At 61.0% G+C, this 16,559-nt stretch carries 15 protein-coding genes; 14 read left to right on the top strand and 1 reads right to left on the bottom strand.

The genetic code is table 11. The features are described 5' to 3' along the window. The first annotated feature begins 59 nt into the window (after nt 1–59). From ACI77D_RS02250 to ACI77D_RS02200, 11 genes are all read left to right on the top strand, one after another. Nucleotides 60–911: a LysR family transcriptional regulator gene (locus tag ACI77D_RS02250; RefSeq protein ID WP_262666751.1), complete on the top strand. Its 852-nt coding sequence runs from the start codon at nt 60–62 to the stop codon at nt 909–911. A gap of 240 nt (nt 912–1,151) precedes the next feature. Next, nucleotides 1,152–1,958, top strand: a complete 807-nt coding sequence (locus tag ACI77D_RS02245) for an energy transducer TonB (RefSeq protein ID WP_407015965.1) — start codon at nt 1,152–1,154, stop codon at nt 1,956–1,958. 51 nt (nt 1,959–2,009) lie between these two features. Further along, complete coding sequence (locus ACI77D_RS02240) at nt 2,010–2,732, top strand: MotA/TolQ/ExbB proton channel family protein (RefSeq protein ID WP_156526313.1); 723 nt, start codon at nt 2,010–2,012, stop codon at nt 2,730–2,732. A 1-nt stretch (nt 2,733) separates the two neighbouring features. Beyond that, nucleotides 2,734–3,135, top strand: a complete 402-nt coding sequence (locus tag ACI77D_RS02235; protein ID WP_060755558.1) for a biopolymer transporter ExbD — start codon at nt 2,734–2,736, stop codon at nt 3,133–3,135. 254 nt (nt 3,136–3,389) lie between these two features. Beyond that, a complete protein-coding gene (locus tag ACI77D_RS02230; protein ID WP_221293638.1) occupies nt 3,390–3,971 on the top strand; it encodes an alpha/beta hydrolase in 582 nt (193 codons plus the stop codon). A 49-nt stretch (nt 3,972–4,020) separates the two neighbouring features. Then, nucleotides 4,021–4,944 (top strand): sigma 54-interacting transcriptional regulator, encoded by a 924-nt coding sequence (locus tag ACI77D_RS02225; protein WP_407015964.1) that lies wholly within the window; start codon nt 4,021–4,023, stop codon nt 4,942–4,944. Nucleotides 4,945–5,070: 126 nt separating this feature from the next. Then, on the top strand, nt 5,071–5,853 hold the full coding sequence (locus tag ACI77D_RS02220) for a MetQ/NlpA family ABC transporter substrate-binding protein (RefSeq protein WP_064450162.1): 783 nt from the start codon (nt 5,071–5,073) through the stop codon (nt 5,851–5,853). Between the two features lie 501 nt (nt 5,854–6,354). Then, a complete protein-coding gene (locus tag ACI77D_RS02215; protein ID WP_064450163.1) occupies nt 6,355–7,020 on the top strand; it encodes an amino acid ABC transporter permease in 666 nt (221 codons plus the stop codon). Further along, the gene (locus tag ACI77D_RS02210) at nt 7,001–7,660 is read left to right on the top strand and encodes an amino acid ABC transporter permease (RefSeq protein WP_221293639.1); all 660 of its coding nucleotides are present in this window, start codon (nt 7,001–7,003) and stop codon (nt 7,658–7,660) included. The genes ACI77D_RS02215 and ACI77D_RS02210 overlap by 20 nt, the downstream gene beginning before the upstream one ends. Beyond that, nucleotides 7,657–8,433, top strand: a complete 777-nt coding sequence (locus ACI77D_RS02205) for an amino acid ABC transporter ATP-binding protein (RefSeq protein WP_221293640.1) — start codon at nt 7,657–7,659, stop codon at nt 8,431–8,433. Before ACI77D_RS02210 ends, ACI77D_RS02205 begins: the two co-directional genes overlap by 4 nt. Then, nucleotides 8,430–9,287, top strand: coding sequence for a transporter substrate-binding domain-containing protein (locus tag ACI77D_RS02200; protein WP_064450166.1), 858 nt, complete (start codon nt 8,430–8,432; stop codon nt 9,285–9,287). Before ACI77D_RS02205 ends, ACI77D_RS02200 begins: the two co-directional genes overlap by 4 nt. A gap of 698 nt (nt 9,288–9,985) precedes the next feature. Here the strand turns inward: ACI77D_RS02200 and ACI77D_RS02195 are convergent. Continuing rightward, entirely contained in the window at nt 9,986–11,146 is a 1,161-nt protein-coding gene (locus ACI77D_RS02195) for an AAA family ATPase (protein WP_064454835.1), read from the bottom strand. Nucleotides 11,147–11,266: 120 nt separating this feature from the next. Between ACI77D_RS02195 and ACI77D_RS02190 the strand changes: the two genes are divergently transcribed. From ACI77D_RS02190 to ACI77D_RS02180, 3 genes are read left to right on the top strand one after another with little or no spacing between them, the layout of a single operon-like run. Continuing rightward, a complete protein-coding gene (locus ACI77D_RS02190; RefSeq protein WP_407015963.1) occupies nt 11,267–12,349 on the top strand; it encodes an efflux RND transporter periplasmic adaptor subunit in 1,083 nt (360 codons plus the stop codon). After that, nucleotides 12,346–13,416, top strand: a complete 1,071-nt coding sequence (locus tag ACI77D_RS02185; protein ID WP_407015962.1) for an efflux RND transporter periplasmic adaptor subunit — start codon at nt 12,346–12,348, stop codon at nt 13,414–13,416. The genes ACI77D_RS02190 and ACI77D_RS02185 overlap by 4 nt, the downstream gene beginning before the upstream one ends. Next, complete coding sequence (locus ACI77D_RS02180; protein ID WP_407015961.1) at nt 13,413–16,466, top strand: efflux RND transporter permease subunit; 3,054 nt, start codon at nt 13,413–13,415, stop codon at nt 16,464–16,466. Before ACI77D_RS02185 ends, ACI77D_RS02180 begins: the two co-directional genes overlap by 4 nt. Nucleotides 16,467–16,559 lie beyond the last annotated feature (93 nt).

Genomic DNA, 16,559 nt, shown 5'->3' with positions numbered 1-16,559 from the left:
AGTATTCTGAAATTAAATATAACCATGCCAACCAGTGGCAAATGGAATGGTGACGCGCCATGTTCGATCCCGTGTTGTTACGCAGTTTTGTTGCCGTGGTGGACTGCGGTAACTTCACCCGCGCTGCCGAGCGCCTGCACTTGACCCAATCCACCGTGAGCCAGCAGATCCGTCGCCTGGAAGATGCCGTGGCGTGCCAGTTGCTGGACCGCGACCAGCGCCGCGTGGTGGCCACCGCCGAGGGTGAGCGCCTGCTGGCCTATGCGCGGCGCATTCTGGCACTGCATGAAGAAGCTGCCGACGTGTTGATCAGCCAGCAAAGCGACGGGGTGTTGCGTCTGGGTGTGCCGGAGGACTTTGCCGCCGAGCGCCTGATGCCGTTGCTGTCGGCGTTCGTAGTGGCCTTCCCGCGAGTGCGCCTGGAGGTGACCAGTGGTCTGGGCCCGGAGTTGCAACGGCAGTACCGCGCGGGTGAATTCGACGTGTTGCTGGTCAAGCAGATGGGTGACAGCGATGACTGCCTGGCCTCATGGCCGGAACCGTTGTGCTGGGTGGACAGCCGCACCGCGCCGTCATTGGGGCGCGACCCGCTGCCCCTGGTGGCGTTTCCAGTGGGCGGTTTGTACCGCAATGAAATGCTCCACCACCTGGAAGTCGGCGGCTGGCGTTGGCGCATCGGCTATTCCAGCGCCAGCCTGGCCAGTGTGTGTTCGGCCGTGGCAGCGGGGTTGGGTATCAGCCTGTTGCCGCAACGGGTGGTGCAGCCTGGCCATTTGATACTTGGCAATGAAAGTGGTTTGCCGAAGGTGCAGGGTGTGCGTCTGGCGCTGTATGGCCGCAGTGGTTTGGGGGCGGCCGGGCAGGCATTGCAGGACCAATTGCTCGATTTGTGTACAAATAACCCGCACTGAACCATGCCTTCACTGAATATTTTGCATGCCTTAAAAGCATGGGAAAACAGCCCCTTCGCGCCGGCCCGCGAGGGGCGGGGTTCTGGCATTTCCAAGCGATGCTTTTATGCAATTTAGATCTATCTATAACTTTAAAGATTACTTTAAGAGATAAGCGTCTAACCCCGATGATTCAGCCCTCGACGGCCGCTTTGGCAGGCCCGTCGGTTTTTTGGTGTGAAAACCGCAGGGAGTGAATCAATGGGCAATGTCCAGACCGCCGCCAGTGCACGTGAGGCGCAATGGCGCCAGGCACCGGGTGGTGAGTTGGTCGACCTTGGCCGACCGCACCGCGCGCCGTTGGGGCAATTGCGCTTGCAGAAAACCCCCAGGCGCTTCTCGAGTCGTCGCGAAGGGGTTCTACTCGGGTTGCTGGTGTTGGCCCTGCACGGTGCGGTGATCTATTGGGTCAGCCAGAAGCCCACGCCGGTATTGCCGATTGTGCCGCCGGAAATCCCGCCGATGACCATCGAATTTTCCCAGCCGGCGCCGCCGGTGGTTGAACCGCCACCGCCTGTGCCGCCACCGCCCTTAGTCGAGCCACCGCCGCCGTTAGTGGATGAGCTGGCCGCCAGGCCGGCGCCGCCCAAACCGGTGCTTAAACCGAAACCCAAGCCAGTGCCAAAGCCTGAGCCCAAGCCCGTACCCAAAGCGGTTGAGCCGCCGGCCGTGCCACCGACGCCCGCGCCTCCAGCGCCTCCCGCACCGGCTGCTGCGCCGGCACCGGTGACACCCGCTTCTGCCAACGCCGCGTACCTGAAGAACCCGGCGCCGGAGTATCCGTCGCTGGCCCAGCGTCGCGGTTGGGAAGGCACGGTGTTGTTGCGGGTGCACGTGTTGGCCAGCGGTAAGCCGGGCGAGATCCAGATCCAGAAAAGCAGCGGTCGCCAACCACTCGACGACGCCGCCCTGACGGCGGTGAAGCGTTGGAGCTTCGTACCGGCCAAGCAAGGCGATGTGGCCCAGGACGGCTGGGTCAGCGTGCCGATCGATTTCAAGATTCACTAACTATTCGGCTGCGGTGTGTTGGACACGTCGCGACCTGCACAGAGGGAAAACATCATGGCATTGGCATCTCCCGTTGAATCCATCGAAAGCGCGGTGATCTGGCTGCTGGTGGCCTTTTCGGTCGCCACCTGGGGCTTTGCCCTGCTCAAGGGCGTGCAGTTCGGTCGCCTCAAGGCGCAGGATCGCAAATTCCATAATCAGTTCTGGGCGGCGTCGAGTCTCGACTCTGCCGCTGAACTGGCCGAAACCCAACCCGGCGCCGCGGCCCGTGTGGCCCAGGCCGGTTATGCCGCGATCCAGGTCGGTGACGCGCCACACGCTGCGGACTTGAGCCAGGCCATCAACCACCAGGATCGTCTCGAGCGTGCTCTGCGCCAGCAAATCGTACGGGAGCGTCGCTCCCTGGAAACCGGCCTGGCCGTGGTCGCGAGTATCGGCAGCACCTCGCCGTTTATCGGTCTGTTCGGCACTGTGTGGGGGATCATGGAAGCGCTGAAGGGGATCAGCGCCGCCGGTTCCGCCAGCCTGGAAACTGTGGCCGGCCCGATTGGTGCGGCGCTGGTTGCCACCGGCGTCGGTATCGCCGTCGCCGTGCCGGCAGTGTTGGTCTACAACTACTTCCTGCGCCGCCTGAAGCTGACGGCAGCCGACCTGGATGACTTTGCCCACGACTTTTACAGCCTGGCGCAGAAGAACTCCTTCCGCGTGCTGCTGCACCCTGCGCTGACCAAAAGCGCGGCCGGTAACCCGCAAAAAGTGAAGGAGGCGTCCTGAGATGGCCTTCTCCACGCAAGACAGTGATGAGGTGCTGAGCGAAATCAACGTAACGCCGCTGGTGGACGTGATGCTGGTGCTGCTGGTGGTGTTTATCGTCACTGCGCCGCTGCTGACCAATGCGATTCCGATCAACCTGCCCAAGACCCAGGCCGTGGCCCCGGTGGAGCAGAAAGACCCGCTGGTGGTGAGCATCGACGGCGCCGGCAAACTGTTTATCAACAAGGACGAAATCCAGCCGGACCTGCTGGAATTCAACCTGCAGGCGGCCAAGGCCAAGGACCCCGATGTGCGGGTGCAACTGCAGGCGGACGATGGCGTGAACTATGGCGAAGTGGCGCGAGCCATGGCGTCTATCGAACGCGCGGGCATTACCAAGCTGTCGGTGATTACCGCCCGTTAGTTTCAAAAGTATCGACGATTTTTGGGCCGTCTCCTTGGCAGGGTGCGGCCTTTTTTTTGCCTGGGATTTACCCAACACCGAAAGTCTCACTGAGTAACCCGATCAATGTGGGAGCAGGCAAGCCAGCTCCCACATTTCGATCCTTTTTGAATTTGATATTTTGGTTATTAATAAATAGCTTCTTATTCCTTAACGAATATAAACCGCGTCCCTATACTGGTCAGCAACGTTAAACGCTGCAGGAGGGCACACCCATGCACAGCGAGTCGATTCGTTATCTGATCGTGCCGGGCTGGCAAGGATCGCCAGAAGATCATTGGCAAAGTCATTGGCAAAACAGCCTGCCCAACAGTGCGCGTGTGGAGCAGGCCGATTGGCTGACGCCGCGTCGCGAAGACTGGGTGGCCGCGCTGGCCGAGGCCATCGCCGCCGACAGCACCCCCGTAATCCTGATCGCCCATAGCCTGGGGTGCATCACCGTCGCCCATTGGGCGGCCACTGCGCCGGTGCATTTTTTGCGTCAGGTGCGTGGTGCCTTGCTGGTGGCCCCGGCGGATGTCGAACGTCCGGCCTGTTCACCGGCCTTGCGCAACTTCGCGCCGATCCCGACCGACCTGTTGCCGTTTCCCAGCCAGGTGGTCAGTTCCGACAACGACAGTGCCGTCAGCGCCCCCAGGGCTCTGGAACTGGCACGTCACTGGGGCGCCGAAGCCGGCATTCTGTCCGGTGCCGGGCATATCAATGTGAAGTCCGGCCACCAGCGTTGGGAGCAGGGTTTCGCCTATTTGTATCGCCTCCAGAGCCGCCTCGAGCATCACGCCCGGCGCACTGCCTGATCTTTTTTCAACGCCCCGTCCCTGAGTGGATTTGGGGCGGGAGCCTGCCATGAGTCATGAAACCTTCGGCCAGCCACTGCTGACCTTCCCCGACGCCGAAAAGAGCCCGCTGAGCATTCGCGCCAAGGCATTGGTGTTCGTCGACCCCCGTTCGCGGCAACTGCGCGAAGAGTTGGAAAGCCTCGCGCCGCGTGCCTTGCCCGTACTGATTCGTGGCGAGACCGGTAGCGGTAAAGAGCTGTTGGCGCGGCATATCCACCGGGGCAGCGACCGCGCCGGGCTGTTTGTTTCGGTCAATTGCGGCGCGATCAGCCCTACCTATGCCGATGCCGAACTGTTCGGCTATGCCGCCGGCAGCCACAGCGGTGCGGCCAGCAGTCGGGCGGGGTGGTTTGGTTCGGCCAACGGCGGCACCTTGTATCTGGACGAGATCGGCGACTTACCGCTGCCAATCCAGGTGAAATTGCTCGCCGCCCTGGAGAACCATGAGGTCACCCGTGTCGGCGCCCACCAGCCCAGCCCGGTGGATGTGCGGCTGGTCGCGGCTACCAGCATCGACCTGGCCCAGGCCGTGGCCGCCGGGAAATTTCATGAGCGTTTGTTCCACTACTTGAGCGAGGGCCAACTGGACCTGCCGGCTTTGCGCGAGCGTGTTGGCGACATTCTGTCCCTGGCCGAATACTTCCTCGGCATCTACAGCCAGCGCCTTGACCTGCCGGTGCCGCTGATCAGCGACGCCGCCCAACGCGTGCTGGAACACCACAGTTGGCCGGGCAACACCCGCGAGCTGGAAAACGTTATTCACTTCGCGCTGCTGGTGAGCAGTGGCGATGAAATTTTGCCCGAGCATCTGAATTTGCCGGTGGCGGGCTCGCCGTTGGAGCAGTTGCAACGAATTTTCGCCAGCGCCAGCCCCGCTGAGCAACAAACCTTGCTCAAATTCCTACATGAACAAAATGGAATATCAACGTGAATAAAAGATATTGTTCGGGAATAAAAAATCTAGGTATTGTCCATCCCACGCCGCGATAGCACTTCGCTGGCACACCACAAAAAAACGGTCGTCAGAGACGCCCCGGAATTTCGATAAGGACACTGCATGAAAAAGGTTCTGTTGTTTACCGCACTGGCGGCTGCCCTGACTGCAAGCTTCGCCCAGGCCAACGAGAAACTGGTCGTTGCCGCCACCCCGATCCCGCACGCCGAGATCCTTGAGCTGGTCAAGCCGACCCTGGCCAAAGAAGGCGTGGACCTGGAGATCAAGGTTTTCACTGACTATGTACAACCCAATACACAGGTTGCCGAGAAGCGCCTGGACGCCAACTACTTCCAGACCCTGCCGTACCTGGAAAACTTCAACAAGGGCAAGGGCACCAACCTGGTCACTGTGATCGGCGTGCACGTTGAACCCATCGGCGGTTACTCGAAGAAGATCAAGAATATTTCCGAGCTTAAAGACGGCGCTACCGTGGCCATCCCGAACGAAGGCTCCAACAGTGGTCGCGCCCTGCTGCTGCTGCAAAAGAACGGTCTGATTACGCTGAAAGACCCGACCAATGCACTGTCCACGCCTAAAGACATCGCTTCGAACCCAAAACACCTGAAATTCAAAGAGCTGGAATCGGCCCTGCTGCCACGCGTGCTGGACCAGGTTGACCTGGACGTGATCAACACCAACTACGCCCTGGAAGCTGGCCTGAACCCGGCGAAAGACGCGCTGATCATCGAAGATGCCAAGTCGCCTTACGTGAACTTCCTGGTCGCACGTCCAGACAACAAGGACAGCGACGCTATCCAGAAACTGGCCAAGGCGCTGACCAGCCCGGAAGTCAAAGCCTTCATCGAGAAGAAGTACAACGGCGCGGTAGTGCCTGCGTTCTGATGTAAACAAAACCCCCTTCAAGGTTTGAACGCCGACGGCTTCTACAGCGTCGGCGTTTTTTTATTGGCCTGGAAATACGGGCAAGAACTGTGGGAGCTGGCTTGCCTGCGATAGCGGTCTGTCAGTTACAGATGCTCTGTCTGATACACCGCATTCGCGAGCAAGCCCGCTCCCACATTGGACCTTCAGCGTTTCAGAGCACACGGCTATTGATCGCCCTGCGCAACGCCACCAACCACTTCACCAGCTCCTGCGGATCCATCGGTTTCACTTCGTTCATTGCTCATTCCCTCGAAAAAACAGCCTTCCCTCGACCCGAAGACCATAGCCGCCACCGGCCAAACCCGCGAATCCGGTGGTTATCTTTTTGGGTGATATCAATATGCTATTTAGGTATTTAAATTTTGCTTTTTATACCTTTAAAGTTCGCGCTACCCGACGTTACCCACGCCGGAACGGACTGCGCTCGCTGCATTACCCTTGCAGCGTCATGGACTCACAATGACTTTCGATTTCGCTTTTATCCTCAGCACCTTGCCGGCGTTTCTCAACGCCGTGGGGGTGACGCTGCAAGTGGGCTTGATCGCCATTGCCACCTCCTTGCTGGTGGCGCTGATCAACGCCGCGCTGCTGGTGTTTCGCACGCCCTACCTGTCACGCCTGGTGGCGCTGTATGTGGAGTTGGCGCGTAACACGCCGCTGCTCATCCAACTGTTTTTCGTGTACTTCGCCTTGCCCGCCCTGGGTTTCAATATTTCCGGGTTCTGGGCGGCCATTATCACCATGACCTTCCTCGGCGGCGCCTACCTCACCGAAGTGCTGCGCGCCGGTGTGGAAGCCGTGCCGCTGGCGCAGATCGAGTCGGGCAAATCCATCGGCCTGTCCGACTGGCAATTGCTGCGCCATGTGATCCTGCCCCAGGCCGGCATTCTCAGCCTGCCGGCGCTGTTCGCCAATTTCATCTTCCTGCTCAAGGAGACCACCGTGGTGTCTGCCGTGGCGGTGCCGGAGATTCTCTACACCACCAAGAGTTACATCGCGCTCTACTACAAGACCTACGAAATGCTCGCCGTGCTGACGCTGATTTGCGTGCTGTTGTTCTTGCCGCTGTCGCTGCTGCTCAGCCGCCTGGAAAGGAGGCTCCAGCATGGCCAGTTCGGGTCTTGAGCTGTTGTGGGTGTCGTTGCCGCAATTGGGCAAGGGCGCTGCGCAAACCCTGTCGATTTCTTTTTTGAGCATCGTTTTCAGCACTGTCGGTGGCGTGCTGTACGGCGTGTTACGCACGCTGAATAACCAGATGATCAACCTCGTGCTGCGGGTCTACCTGGAACTGTTCCGGGCGATTCCGGTGCTGGTGTGGTTGTACCTGTTGTTTTTCGGCCTGCCGATTTTCTTCGGCCTGAGCATCCCGAGCTTCTGGTGCGCGGTGCTGGTGCTGTCGCTATGGGGCGCCAGCGAGGTCGGCGAGGTGGTGCGCGGCGCGTTGCATTCGCTGCCGCGTGGCCAGCGTGAAGCCGGCTTGTCGATTGGGTTGTCCGACCCGCAGTTATACGGCTATGTCCTGTTGCCCCAGGCCCTCAAGCGCATGACGCCGCCGACCATCAACGTCTACACGCGGATCATCAAGACCAGTTCCCTGGCCGTGCTGATCGGTGTGGTGGATGTGATCAAGGTCGGTCAGCAAATCATCGAGCGCACCTATGAGTCGGTACTGATCTACGGCGCGCTGTTCCTGTTTTTCTTCTTTATCTGCTACCCGTTGTCGGCCGCCTCCAAGGTGCTGGAACGGCGCTGGGCCCAAGCATGAGCGCATTGATCGAGTTCCAGGGTTTCAACAAATTCTTCGGTGAGCAGCAGGTGCTCAACGGCATCGACTTGAGGGTACAAAGCGGCGAAGTAGTGGTGATCCTCGGCCCCAGCGGCTGCGGTAAAAGCACTTTGTTGCGCTGCCTTAACGGCCTTGAAGTGGCACACAGCGGCAGCCTGCGCTTTGCCGGCAAGGAGCTGTTGGACAAACACACGGACTGGCGCCAAGTGCGCCAGGACGTAGGCATGGTGTTCCAGAGCTACCATTTGTTCCCGCACATGAGCGTGCTCGACAACATCCTGCTCGGCCCGCTGAAAGTGCAAAAACGCGACCCACGCGAAGCCCGCGAGCAGGCAGAAAAACTGCTGGAGCGCGTGGGCCTGGCCGACAAGCGCGATGCCTATCCGCGTCAGCTTTCCGGTGGCCAGCAACAACGCATCGCCATCGTCCGCTCGTTGTGCATGAACCCCCAGGTCATGCTGTTTGACGAAGTCACCGCCGCCCTCGACCCAGAGATGGTCAAGGAGGTGCTGGAGGTGATCCAGGGCTTGGCCCGCGATGGCATGACCCTGCTGATCGTCACCCACGAAATGGCCTTCGCCCGCGCCGTCGCCGACCGCGTGGTGTTTATGGAGGCCGGTCGCATCCTCGAACAAAACACCCCCGAGGAATTCTTTACGAACCCGCAAACCGCACGCGCGCAGCAGTTCCTGGAGAAGTTCTCCTTTGTTTCAACACTGCCCAAAAAGACCAAGGAACTGGAGCTGATATGAAAACTGCCAAGTTATTACTGCCACTGCTCGCCGTCGCATTGCTGGCCGGCTGCGATAAGAAGGCCGAAGCGCCCGCGAAACCCGCCGCCGCTGTGAGCTACATCGACAAGATCAAGGCGCGCGACAAGCTGATCGTCGGCGTGTTTACCGACAAGCCGCCGTTCGGCTTTGTGAACGAAGCCGGTCGCTACGTCGGCTTCGATACCGACATCGGCCGCCAATTCGCCAAGGACCTGCTGGGCGATGAAAACAAAGTCGAATTCGTCGCCGTCGAGCCGGCCAGCCGTATACCGTTTCTGCAAAGTGACAAAGTCGACCTGATCCTCGCCAACATGACCGTGACCCCGGAGCGCAAGGAAGCGGTGGACTTCACCAACCCCAACCTGAAAGTCGCGGTACAGGCGCTGGTGCCGCAGGACAGCTCGGTGAAAAGCCTGGATGACCTGGCCACCCGCACCACCATCGTCACCACGGGCACCACTGCCGATATCTGGCTGACCAAGAACCACCCGGACTGGAAACTGCTCAAGTTCGAGAAAAACTCCGAGTCACTGCAAGCGTTGTCGGCCGGTCGTGGGGACGCGTATGCACAGGACAACCTGGTGCTGTTCAGCTGGGCCAAGCAGAACCCGGGCTACCGCGTACTGGAACAGAAACTCGGTGATGAAGCGCCGATTGCGCCAGCGGTGAAGAAGGGCAATGTCGAACTGCGTGACTGGGTGAATACCGAGTTGGCGAAGTTGGGTGAAGAGAAGTTTTTGCTCAAGCTGTATGACCAATACGTGCGTAAAGAGCTGAGCGATGACACCAAGCCTGAGAGTGTGATTGTTGAAGGCGGGAAGTGGCAGGGCTGATCCTTCGCTGACGGTTACACCGCTATCGCAGGCAAGCCAGCTCCCACAGGGGTTTGGCGGCGCTAGGTGGTCTTGTGGTACTGGCTTATGTAGCGGGCAGAGCGCGGCCAATCTGACAGACGAAGATCCAAAGGTGGGAGCGGGCTTGCCCGCGAAGGCGGTGTGTCAGTCACTGGCAATATCGACTGATTTACCGCTATCGCGGGCAAGCCCGCTTCCACAGAGGTTTGGCGGCGCTGGGTGGTCTTGTGGTACTGGCTTATGTAGCGGGCAGAGTGCGGCCAATCTGATAGACGCAGATCCAAAGGTGGGAGCGGGCTTGCTCGCGAAGGCGGTGTGTCAGTCGCTGGAAAAATCGACTGGTCTACCGCTTTCGCGAGCAAACCCGCTCCCACAGGGGCTTGGCGGCGCTGGGTGGTCTTGTGGTACTGGCTTATGTAGCGGGCAGAGCGCGGCCAATCTGATAGACGCAGATCCAAAGGTGGGAGCGGGCTTGCTCGCGAAGGCGGTGTGTCAGTCGCTGGAAAAGTCGACTGGTCTACCGCTTTCGCGAGCAAGCCCGCTCCCACAGGGGTTTGGCGGCGCTAGGTGGTCTTGTGGTACTGGCTTATGTAGCGGGCAGAGTGCGGCCAATCTGATAGACGCAGATCCAAAGGTGGGAGCGGGCTTGCCCGCGATGAGGTCGCCACAGTCACCATTTATTCCGGCCAATGCCACGCCGGCGCATCCAAAATCCCTTGCCCCACAATCCGCGTCTCGCCCAGCACCTTCTCCAGCACAATCGAATTACACCCGTCATCCTGCTGCAACGCCGCAATCAGCCGGCTGGCATGGGACACCACCCACACCTGGCACTGCTGTGACGCCTGGATAATCAAGCGCGCCAGCGCCGGCAGCAAATCCGGGTGCAGGCTGGTTTCCGGCTCGTTCAGCACCATCATCGTGGGCGGCCGTGGTGTCAGCAGCGCCGCGACCAGCAGCAGATAACGCAAGGTGCCGTCCGACAACTCCGCGGCCGACAGCGGCCGCAGCAAACCTTCCTGATAAAACTCAAGCGCGAAACGCCCGCCTTGCAGCGGTTGGATATTCAAGCGCGCACCGGGGAACGCATCGCTCACCGCGCGCTGCAACGCCTCGGGGTCGCCAATCTCGCGGATGGTCTGCAACGCGGCGGCCAGGTCGCGCCCGTCGTGATGCAACACCGGCGTGCGCGTGCCCAGTTGTGGCTGGCGCACGGGCGCATCCACATCGCTGCGAAAGTGATCATAAAAACGCCAGCCACGGATGCTTTCGCGCAGCAGCAACACCTCCGGCGAGCCGCGCAGGCTGCCGACCTGGTCGAACAGGCTGTGGTAATTCGGCGTGTGCTGAGCCAACACATCCCAGGCACGCCCCTCGCGTGCTCGCACCATCGGCCCGGAACGCTGCACCAGCAGGCTGGCCGGGCGGTAGATGTGGCCAGCCCAGATGCATTCCTTCTTCACTTCCGGATCCAGGGAAAAATACGACTGGGTTTTTTCCGGAAGACCCAGGGAGATCGCATAGCTGAAATCCTCCCCGGCAAACCCCAGGCGCAGGCGTTTGACGCCTTGGCGCACCATGGGCTCTACTGGCACCTCGCCATTGCGCATGCGCCGGCTGATGGTTTCCGGCCCGGCCCAGAAGGTCGAATCCAACCCGCCTTCACGGGCCAGCGCATTGATCACCCCGCCTTGGGCGGTTTCCGCCAGTAGCCGTAGCGCGCGGTACAGGTTGGACTTACCGCTGCCATTGGGGCCGGTGACCAGATTCAGTCGGTCCAGGGGCACCACCAACTTATTGATTGAGCGATAATTGGCTACTGCGAGGGTTTTCAGCATGTGCATTCAGTCTGCATGGGAACCCTTGGAGTATGGGTTCCTCCCTGCAGATAAGGAACCCTGATCTAAGCTCACAGTCGCATACAAATTGGCACATCGCGTCACGCAAAAGGAGCCTGCATGGGCGGTCGCACTTCAAGAGTTGTACTCAGCCTTGGCCTGTTGGCGCTGCTGAGCGGCTGTGGTCAGGAAAAGACCGAACCCAAGGCGCATTCACGGGTATTTGTGCAGGCCGTCCAGTCGGCGGATTTTGCCGCGGCGGTCACGCTGACCGGTGACATCCAGGCCCGCGTACAAACCGATTTGTCCTTTCGCGTGGGTGGCAAGATCATCCAGCGCATGGTCGACGTCGGCGACCGCGTGACTGCCAAGCAAGTGCTGGCCAAGCTTGATCCCAAGGATTTGCAGACCCACGTCGATTCCGCCCAGGCCCAGGTCGTGGCCGAACAGGCGCGGGTCAAACAAACCGCCGCCGCCTTCGTGCGCCAGGAAAAGCTGTTGCCCAAGGGCTACACCAGCCGCAGCGAATACGACGCCGCCCAGGCCGCGCTGCGCAGCAGCCAAAGCGCGCTGGCGGCGGCGCAAGCCCAACTGGCCAACGCCCGCGAGCAACTCGGCTATAGCGCGTTGATCGCCGATGCCCCCGGCGTGATTACCGCGCGCCAGGCCGAGGTCGGCCAGGTGGTGCAGGCCACCGTGCCGATTTTCAGCCTGGCCCGTGATGGTGAGCGCGATGCGGTGTTCAACGTGTATGAATCCTTGCTGGTGGAGCCGCCGCCCGACGTGCCGATTACCGTCAGCCTCCTGGATAACCCAAGCGTCAAGGCAGTGGGTAAAGTCCGTGAAGTCACGCCCGCGGTGGCAGCCAATACCGGCACCGTGCAAGTCAAGATTGCCCTGCAGGACCTGCCCAAAGGCATGCAGCTGGGTTCGGTGGTGAGCGCCACTGCGAATGGCCCGGCCAAGGCCAGTATCGAGCTGCCCTGGTCTGCGTTGACCAAAGACCTCAACGAGCCCGCTGTGTGGCTGATCGATGGCGACGGCAAGGCGCAGTTGCACAAGGTCAGCGTGGCGCGTTACCTGACCGGCAAAGTGATCATTGGCGAGGGCCTTAAAGGCGGCGAAAAAGTCGTGGTGGCCGGTGGGCAATTGCTGCACCCCGGCATGCTTGTCGAGATCGCCCAGCCAGGAGCCCAGCCATGAAGCGATTGATGGCTCTACTCGCCGCCAGCCTGTTGCTGGTCGCCTGCTCCAAGAAAGAACCGCCGCCCGAACCCGTGCGCCCGGTGTTATCGATGGAAGTGAAAGCCGAAGACCAGGAAAACCTCGGCCGCTTCGCCGGTACGATCCAGGCCCGTTATGAAAGCAATCTGGGGTTCCGCGTGCCCGGTCGTATTGCCCGTCGCGCCGTGGATGTGGGTGCCGAGGTGGAGAAGGGCGCCTTGCTCGCCGTTCTCGACCCCACCGACCAGCAGAACCAGTTGCGCGCCGCCCAAGGCGACCTCGCCCGTGTGCAGGCGCAATTTATCAATGCCCAGGCCAACGCCCGCCGCCAACAGGCGTTGTTCAACCGTGGCGTCGGCGCCCAGGCCCAGTTGGACGTGGCCCAGACCGACCTTAAAACCACCCAGGCCACCCTCGATCAGGCCAAGGCCTCGGTCAACCAGGCCAAAGACCAGCTCAATTACGCCGAACTGCGCACTGACCACGCCGGTATTGTCACCGCGTGGAATGCCGAGGCCGGCCAAGTGGTCAGCGCCGGTCAGCAAGTGGTGACCCTGGCCCGCCCGGATATCAAGGAAGCGGTCATCGACCTGCCCGCCGGCCTTGCCGAGCGCTTGCCCGCCGATGTGGTGTTTCTGGTCGCCGGGCAACTCGACCCAAGCGTCAACACCACCGCCATCGTGCGCGAGATCGAGCCCCAGGCCCAAAGCGCCACGCGCACCCGGCGCGCACGCCTTACCCTGGCCGAGACGCCGCCTGCGTTTCGCCTGGGCACCGCGATCAGCGTGACCTTGAGCACTGCCATTTCGCCACGTATCGAAGTGCCCGTCAGCGCTTTGCAGGAAGTCGACGGCAAAACCCGCATCTGGCTGCTCGACACCCAACGCCAGACCGTGCAACCGCGTGACGTCACCGTGATCAGCCGCGACGCCGCCAGCGCCTTGCTCAATGGTGGCGTCAAACCCGGCGAACGCATCGTCACCGCCGGTGTGAACAGCCTGAAACCCGGGCAAAAAGTCAAAATCGACGAGGACAGCCCGCGATGAAAGGGAGCTTCAACTTATCCGACTGGGCCCTCAAGCATCAGTCCTTCGTCTGGTACCTGATGTTCGTCGCGCTGCTGATGGGCGTGTTCTCGTACATGAACCTTGGCCGTGAGGAGGACCCGTCGTTCACCATCAAGACCATGGTGATCCAGACCCGCTGGCCCGGCGCGACCCAGGAAGAAACCCTCAAGCAGGTCACCGACCGCATCGAGAAAAAACTCGAAGAGCTCGACTCCCTCGACTACGTGAAAAGCTACACGCGGCCGGGCGAATCCACGGTATTCGTGTTCCTCAAGGACACCACCAGCGCCAAGGCCATCCCGGATATCTGGTACCAGGTGCGCAAGAAGATCGACGATATTCGCGGCACGTTCCCGCAGGGTTTGCAGGGGCCGTCGTTCAACGATGAGTTCGGTGACGTGTTTGGTTCGGTGTATGCCTTTACCGGCGACGGCCTTTCGATGCGCCAGTTGCGCGATTACGTGGAACAGGTGCGTGCCGAGATCCGTTCGGTGCCGGGGTTGGGCAAGGTCGAGATGATCGGCCAGCAGGACGAAGTGATTTACCTGAATTTCTCCACGCGCAAACTCGCGGCACTGGGGATTGATCAGCGCCAGGTCGTGCAGAGCCTGCAATCACAGAACGCCGTGACCCCCGCCGGGGTGATCGAGGCCGGGCCGGAGCGGATTTCTGTGCGCACTTCCGGGCAATTCGCCTCGGAGAAAGATTTGGCCAACGTCAACCTGCGGCTCAATGACCGCTTCTACCGTTTGGCGGACATTGCCGACATCAGCCGTGGCTATGTCGACCCGGCGCGGCCGATGTTCCGCTTTAACGGCAAGCCGGCGATCGGTTTGGCCATCGCCATGCAGAAGGGCGGCAATATCCAGTCGTTCGGCAAGGCCCTGCACACGCGCATGGATGAGCTGACCGCCGACCTGCCGGTGGGCGTCGGCGTGCACAAAGTGTCCGACCAGGCGGAAGTGGTCGAGGAGGCTGTCGGCGGCTTTACCAGCGCATTGTTTGAAGCGGTCATCATCGTCTTGGTGGTGAGCTTTATCAGCCTCGGTATGCGTGCCGGGTTGGTGGTGGCGTGCTCGATCCCGTTGGTGCTGGCGCTGGTGTTCGTGTTTATGGAGTACAGCGGCATCACCATGCAGCGGGTGTCGCTGGGCGCGTTGATCATCGCCCTTGGCCTGCTGGTGGACGATGCGATGATCACCGTGGAGATGATGATCACGCGCCTGGAGAAAGGCGAAACCAAGGAGCAGGCGGCGACGTACGCCTACACCTCGACGGCCTTCCCGATGCTCACCGGCACCTTGGTCACCGTGGCCGGTTTCGTGCCGATCGGCCTCAATGCCAGTTCGGCGGGCGAGTACACCTTCACCCTGTTTGCGGTGATTGCCGTGGCGATGCTGGTGTCGTGGGTGGTGGCGGTGCTGTTTGCACCGGTGATTGGGGTGCATATCCTCAGTGCCAATGTGAAACCGCATAACGCCGAGCCAGGGCGCATCGGCCGCGCCTTCAACGGCGGCATGCTGTGGGCGATGCGCAACCGCTGGTGGGCCATCGGCATCACCGTGGGGCTGTTTGTGGCGTCGGTGTTCTCCATGCAGTTTGTGCAGAACCAGTTTTTCCCGTCGTCGGACCGCCCGGAAATCCTCGTCGACCTCAACCTGCCGCAAAACGCCTCGATCAACGAAACACGCAAAGCGGTCGACCGCCTGGAAGCCATCATCAAGGATGACCCGGACATTGCCCGCTGGAGCACCTATATCGGCCAGGGCGCGATTCGTTTCTACCTGCCCCTCGACCAGCAATTGGAAAACCCGTACTACGCCCAGTTGGTCATCGTCAGCAAAGGCCTGGAGGAGCGCGGCGCCTTGATTGCGCGCCTGCAAAAGCGCCTGCGTGATGACTTTGTCGGCATCTCCAGTTATGTGCAGCCGCTGGAAATGGGCCCACCCGTGGGGCGGCCTATTCAGTATCGGGTCTCCGGTAAAGACATTGACCAGGTGCGCAAACACGCCATCGAGCTGGCAACGTTGCTGGATCAGAACACCCACTTGGGCGAGATCATCTACGACTGGAACGAGCCGGGCAAAGTGCTGCGCGTGGACATCGCCCAGGACAAGGCGCGGCAACTGGGGCTGTCGTCGGAAGACGTGGCGCAGTTGATGAACAGCGTGGTCAGCGGCGCCTCGGTCACCCAGGTGCACGACGATATCTACCTGATCAACGTGGTCGGCCGCGCCGAAGATGCCGAACGCGGCACGCCGGAAACCTTGCAGAACCTGCAGATCGTCACACCCAACGGCACCTCGATTCCACTGCTGGCCTTTGCCACCGTGCGCTATGAGCTTGAACAACCGTTGGTATGGCGCCGCGACCGCAAGCCGACGATCACGATCAAGGCATCGGTGCGCGATGAGATGCAGCCGACCGACCTGGTTAAACAGCTGGCGCCGACGATCGAGAAATTCAGCGCCGGTTTGCCGGTGGGTTACAAGGTCGCCACCGGCGGCACTGTGGAAGAAAGCGGCAAGGCCCAGGGCCCGATTGCCAAAGTGGTGCCGTTGATGCTGTTTTTGATGGCCACCTTCCTGATGATCCAGTTGCACAGCGTGCAGAAGATGTTCCTGGTGGCGAGTGTCGCGCCGCTCGGCCTGATTGGTGTGGTGCTGGCACTGATCCCCACGGGCACGCCTATGGGGTTTGTGGCGATCCTCGGCATCCTCGCGCTGATCGGCATCATCATCCGCAACTCGGTGATTCTGGTGACGCAGATCGACGCCTACGAGCGCGACGGCTACACGCCGTGGGATGCGGTGGTGGAAGCCACCGAGCACCGTCGCCGACCGATCCTGCTGACTGCGGCGGCGGCGAGTCTGGGCATGATCCCGATTGCGCGGGAAGTGTTCTGGGGGCCGATGGCGTACGCGATGATTGGCGGCATCATTATCGCCACGTTGCTGACGTTGCTGTTCCTGCCGGCGCTTTACGTGGCCTGGTACAAAATTCGCGAGCCGAAAGACCATCAGGCCTGACCATCGGGGCCTTCCTGCGAGGGTGTAGGAAGGCTCCTGGAAACACTTTCCCTACATTTGCCCGGCGCCAAGTGTTTTACCCTTCGGGCCCGA

Source organism: Pseudomonas sp. O39, assembly GCF_045447295.1.
GTDB classification, from domain to species: Bacteria; Pseudomonadota; Gammaproteobacteria; order Pseudomonadales; family Pseudomonadaceae; genus Aquipseudomonas; species Aquipseudomonas antarctica_A.
Note: the sequence above shows the minus strand (reverse complement) of the source record. Positions and strands in the feature narration are given on the sequence as shown.

What these genes read in the sequence shown, in the direction of transcription:
- ACI77D_RS02250 (WP_262666751.1), top strand. Translation starts at nt 60, where the DNA reads ATGTTCGATCCCGTGTTGTTACGCAGTTTTGTTGCCGTGGTGGACTGC.
- ACI77D_RS02245 (WP_407015965.1), top strand. Translation starts at nt 1,152, where the DNA reads ATGGGCAATGTCCAGACCGCCGCCAGTGCACGTGAGGCGCAATGGCGC.
- ACI77D_RS02235 (WP_060755558.1), top strand. Translation starts at nt 2,734, where the DNA reads ATGGCCTTCTCCACGCAAGACAGTGATGAGGTGCTGAGCGAAATCAAC.
- ACI77D_RS02230 (WP_221293638.1), top strand. Translation starts at nt 3,390, where the DNA reads ATGCACAGCGAGTCGATTCGTTATCTGATCGTGCCGGGCTGGCAAGGA.
- ACI77D_RS02225 (WP_407015964.1), top strand. Translation starts at nt 4,021, where the DNA reads ATGAGTCATGAAACCTTCGGCCAGCCACTGCTGACCTTCCCCGACGCC.
- ACI77D_RS02220 (WP_064450162.1), top strand. Translation starts at nt 5,071, where the DNA reads ATGAAAAAGGTTCTGTTGTTTACCGCACTGGCGGCTGCCCTGACTGCA.
- ACI77D_RS02215 (WP_064450163.1), top strand. Translation starts at nt 6,355, where the DNA reads ATGACTTTCGATTTCGCTTTTATCCTCAGCACCTTGCCGGCGTTTCTC.
- ACI77D_RS02210 (WP_221293639.1), top strand. Translation starts at nt 7,001, where the DNA reads ATGGCCAGTTCGGGTCTTGAGCTGTTGTGGGTGTCGTTGCCGCAATTG.
- ACI77D_RS02205 (WP_221293640.1), top strand. Translation starts at nt 7,657, where the DNA reads ATGAGCGCATTGATCGAGTTCCAGGGTTTCAACAAATTCTTCGGTGAG.
- ACI77D_RS02200 (WP_064450166.1), top strand. Translation starts at nt 8,430, where the DNA reads ATGAAAACTGCCAAGTTATTACTGCCACTGCTCGCCGTCGCATTGCTG.
- ACI77D_RS02195 (WP_064454835.1), bottom strand. Translation starts at nt 11,146, where the DNA reads ATGCTGAAAACCCTCGCAGTAGCCAATTATCGCTCAATCAATAAGTTG.
- ACI77D_RS02190 (WP_407015963.1), top strand. Translation starts at nt 11,267, where the DNA reads ATGGGCGGTCGCACTTCAAGAGTTGTACTCAGCCTTGGCCTGTTGGCG.
- ACI77D_RS02185 (WP_407015962.1), top strand. Translation starts at nt 12,346, where the DNA reads ATGAAGCGATTGATGGCTCTACTCGCCGCCAGCCTGTTGCTGGTCGCC.
- ACI77D_RS02180 (WP_407015961.1), top strand. Translation starts at nt 13,413, where the DNA reads ATGAAAGGGAGCTTCAACTTATCCGACTGGGCCCTCAAGCATCAGTCC.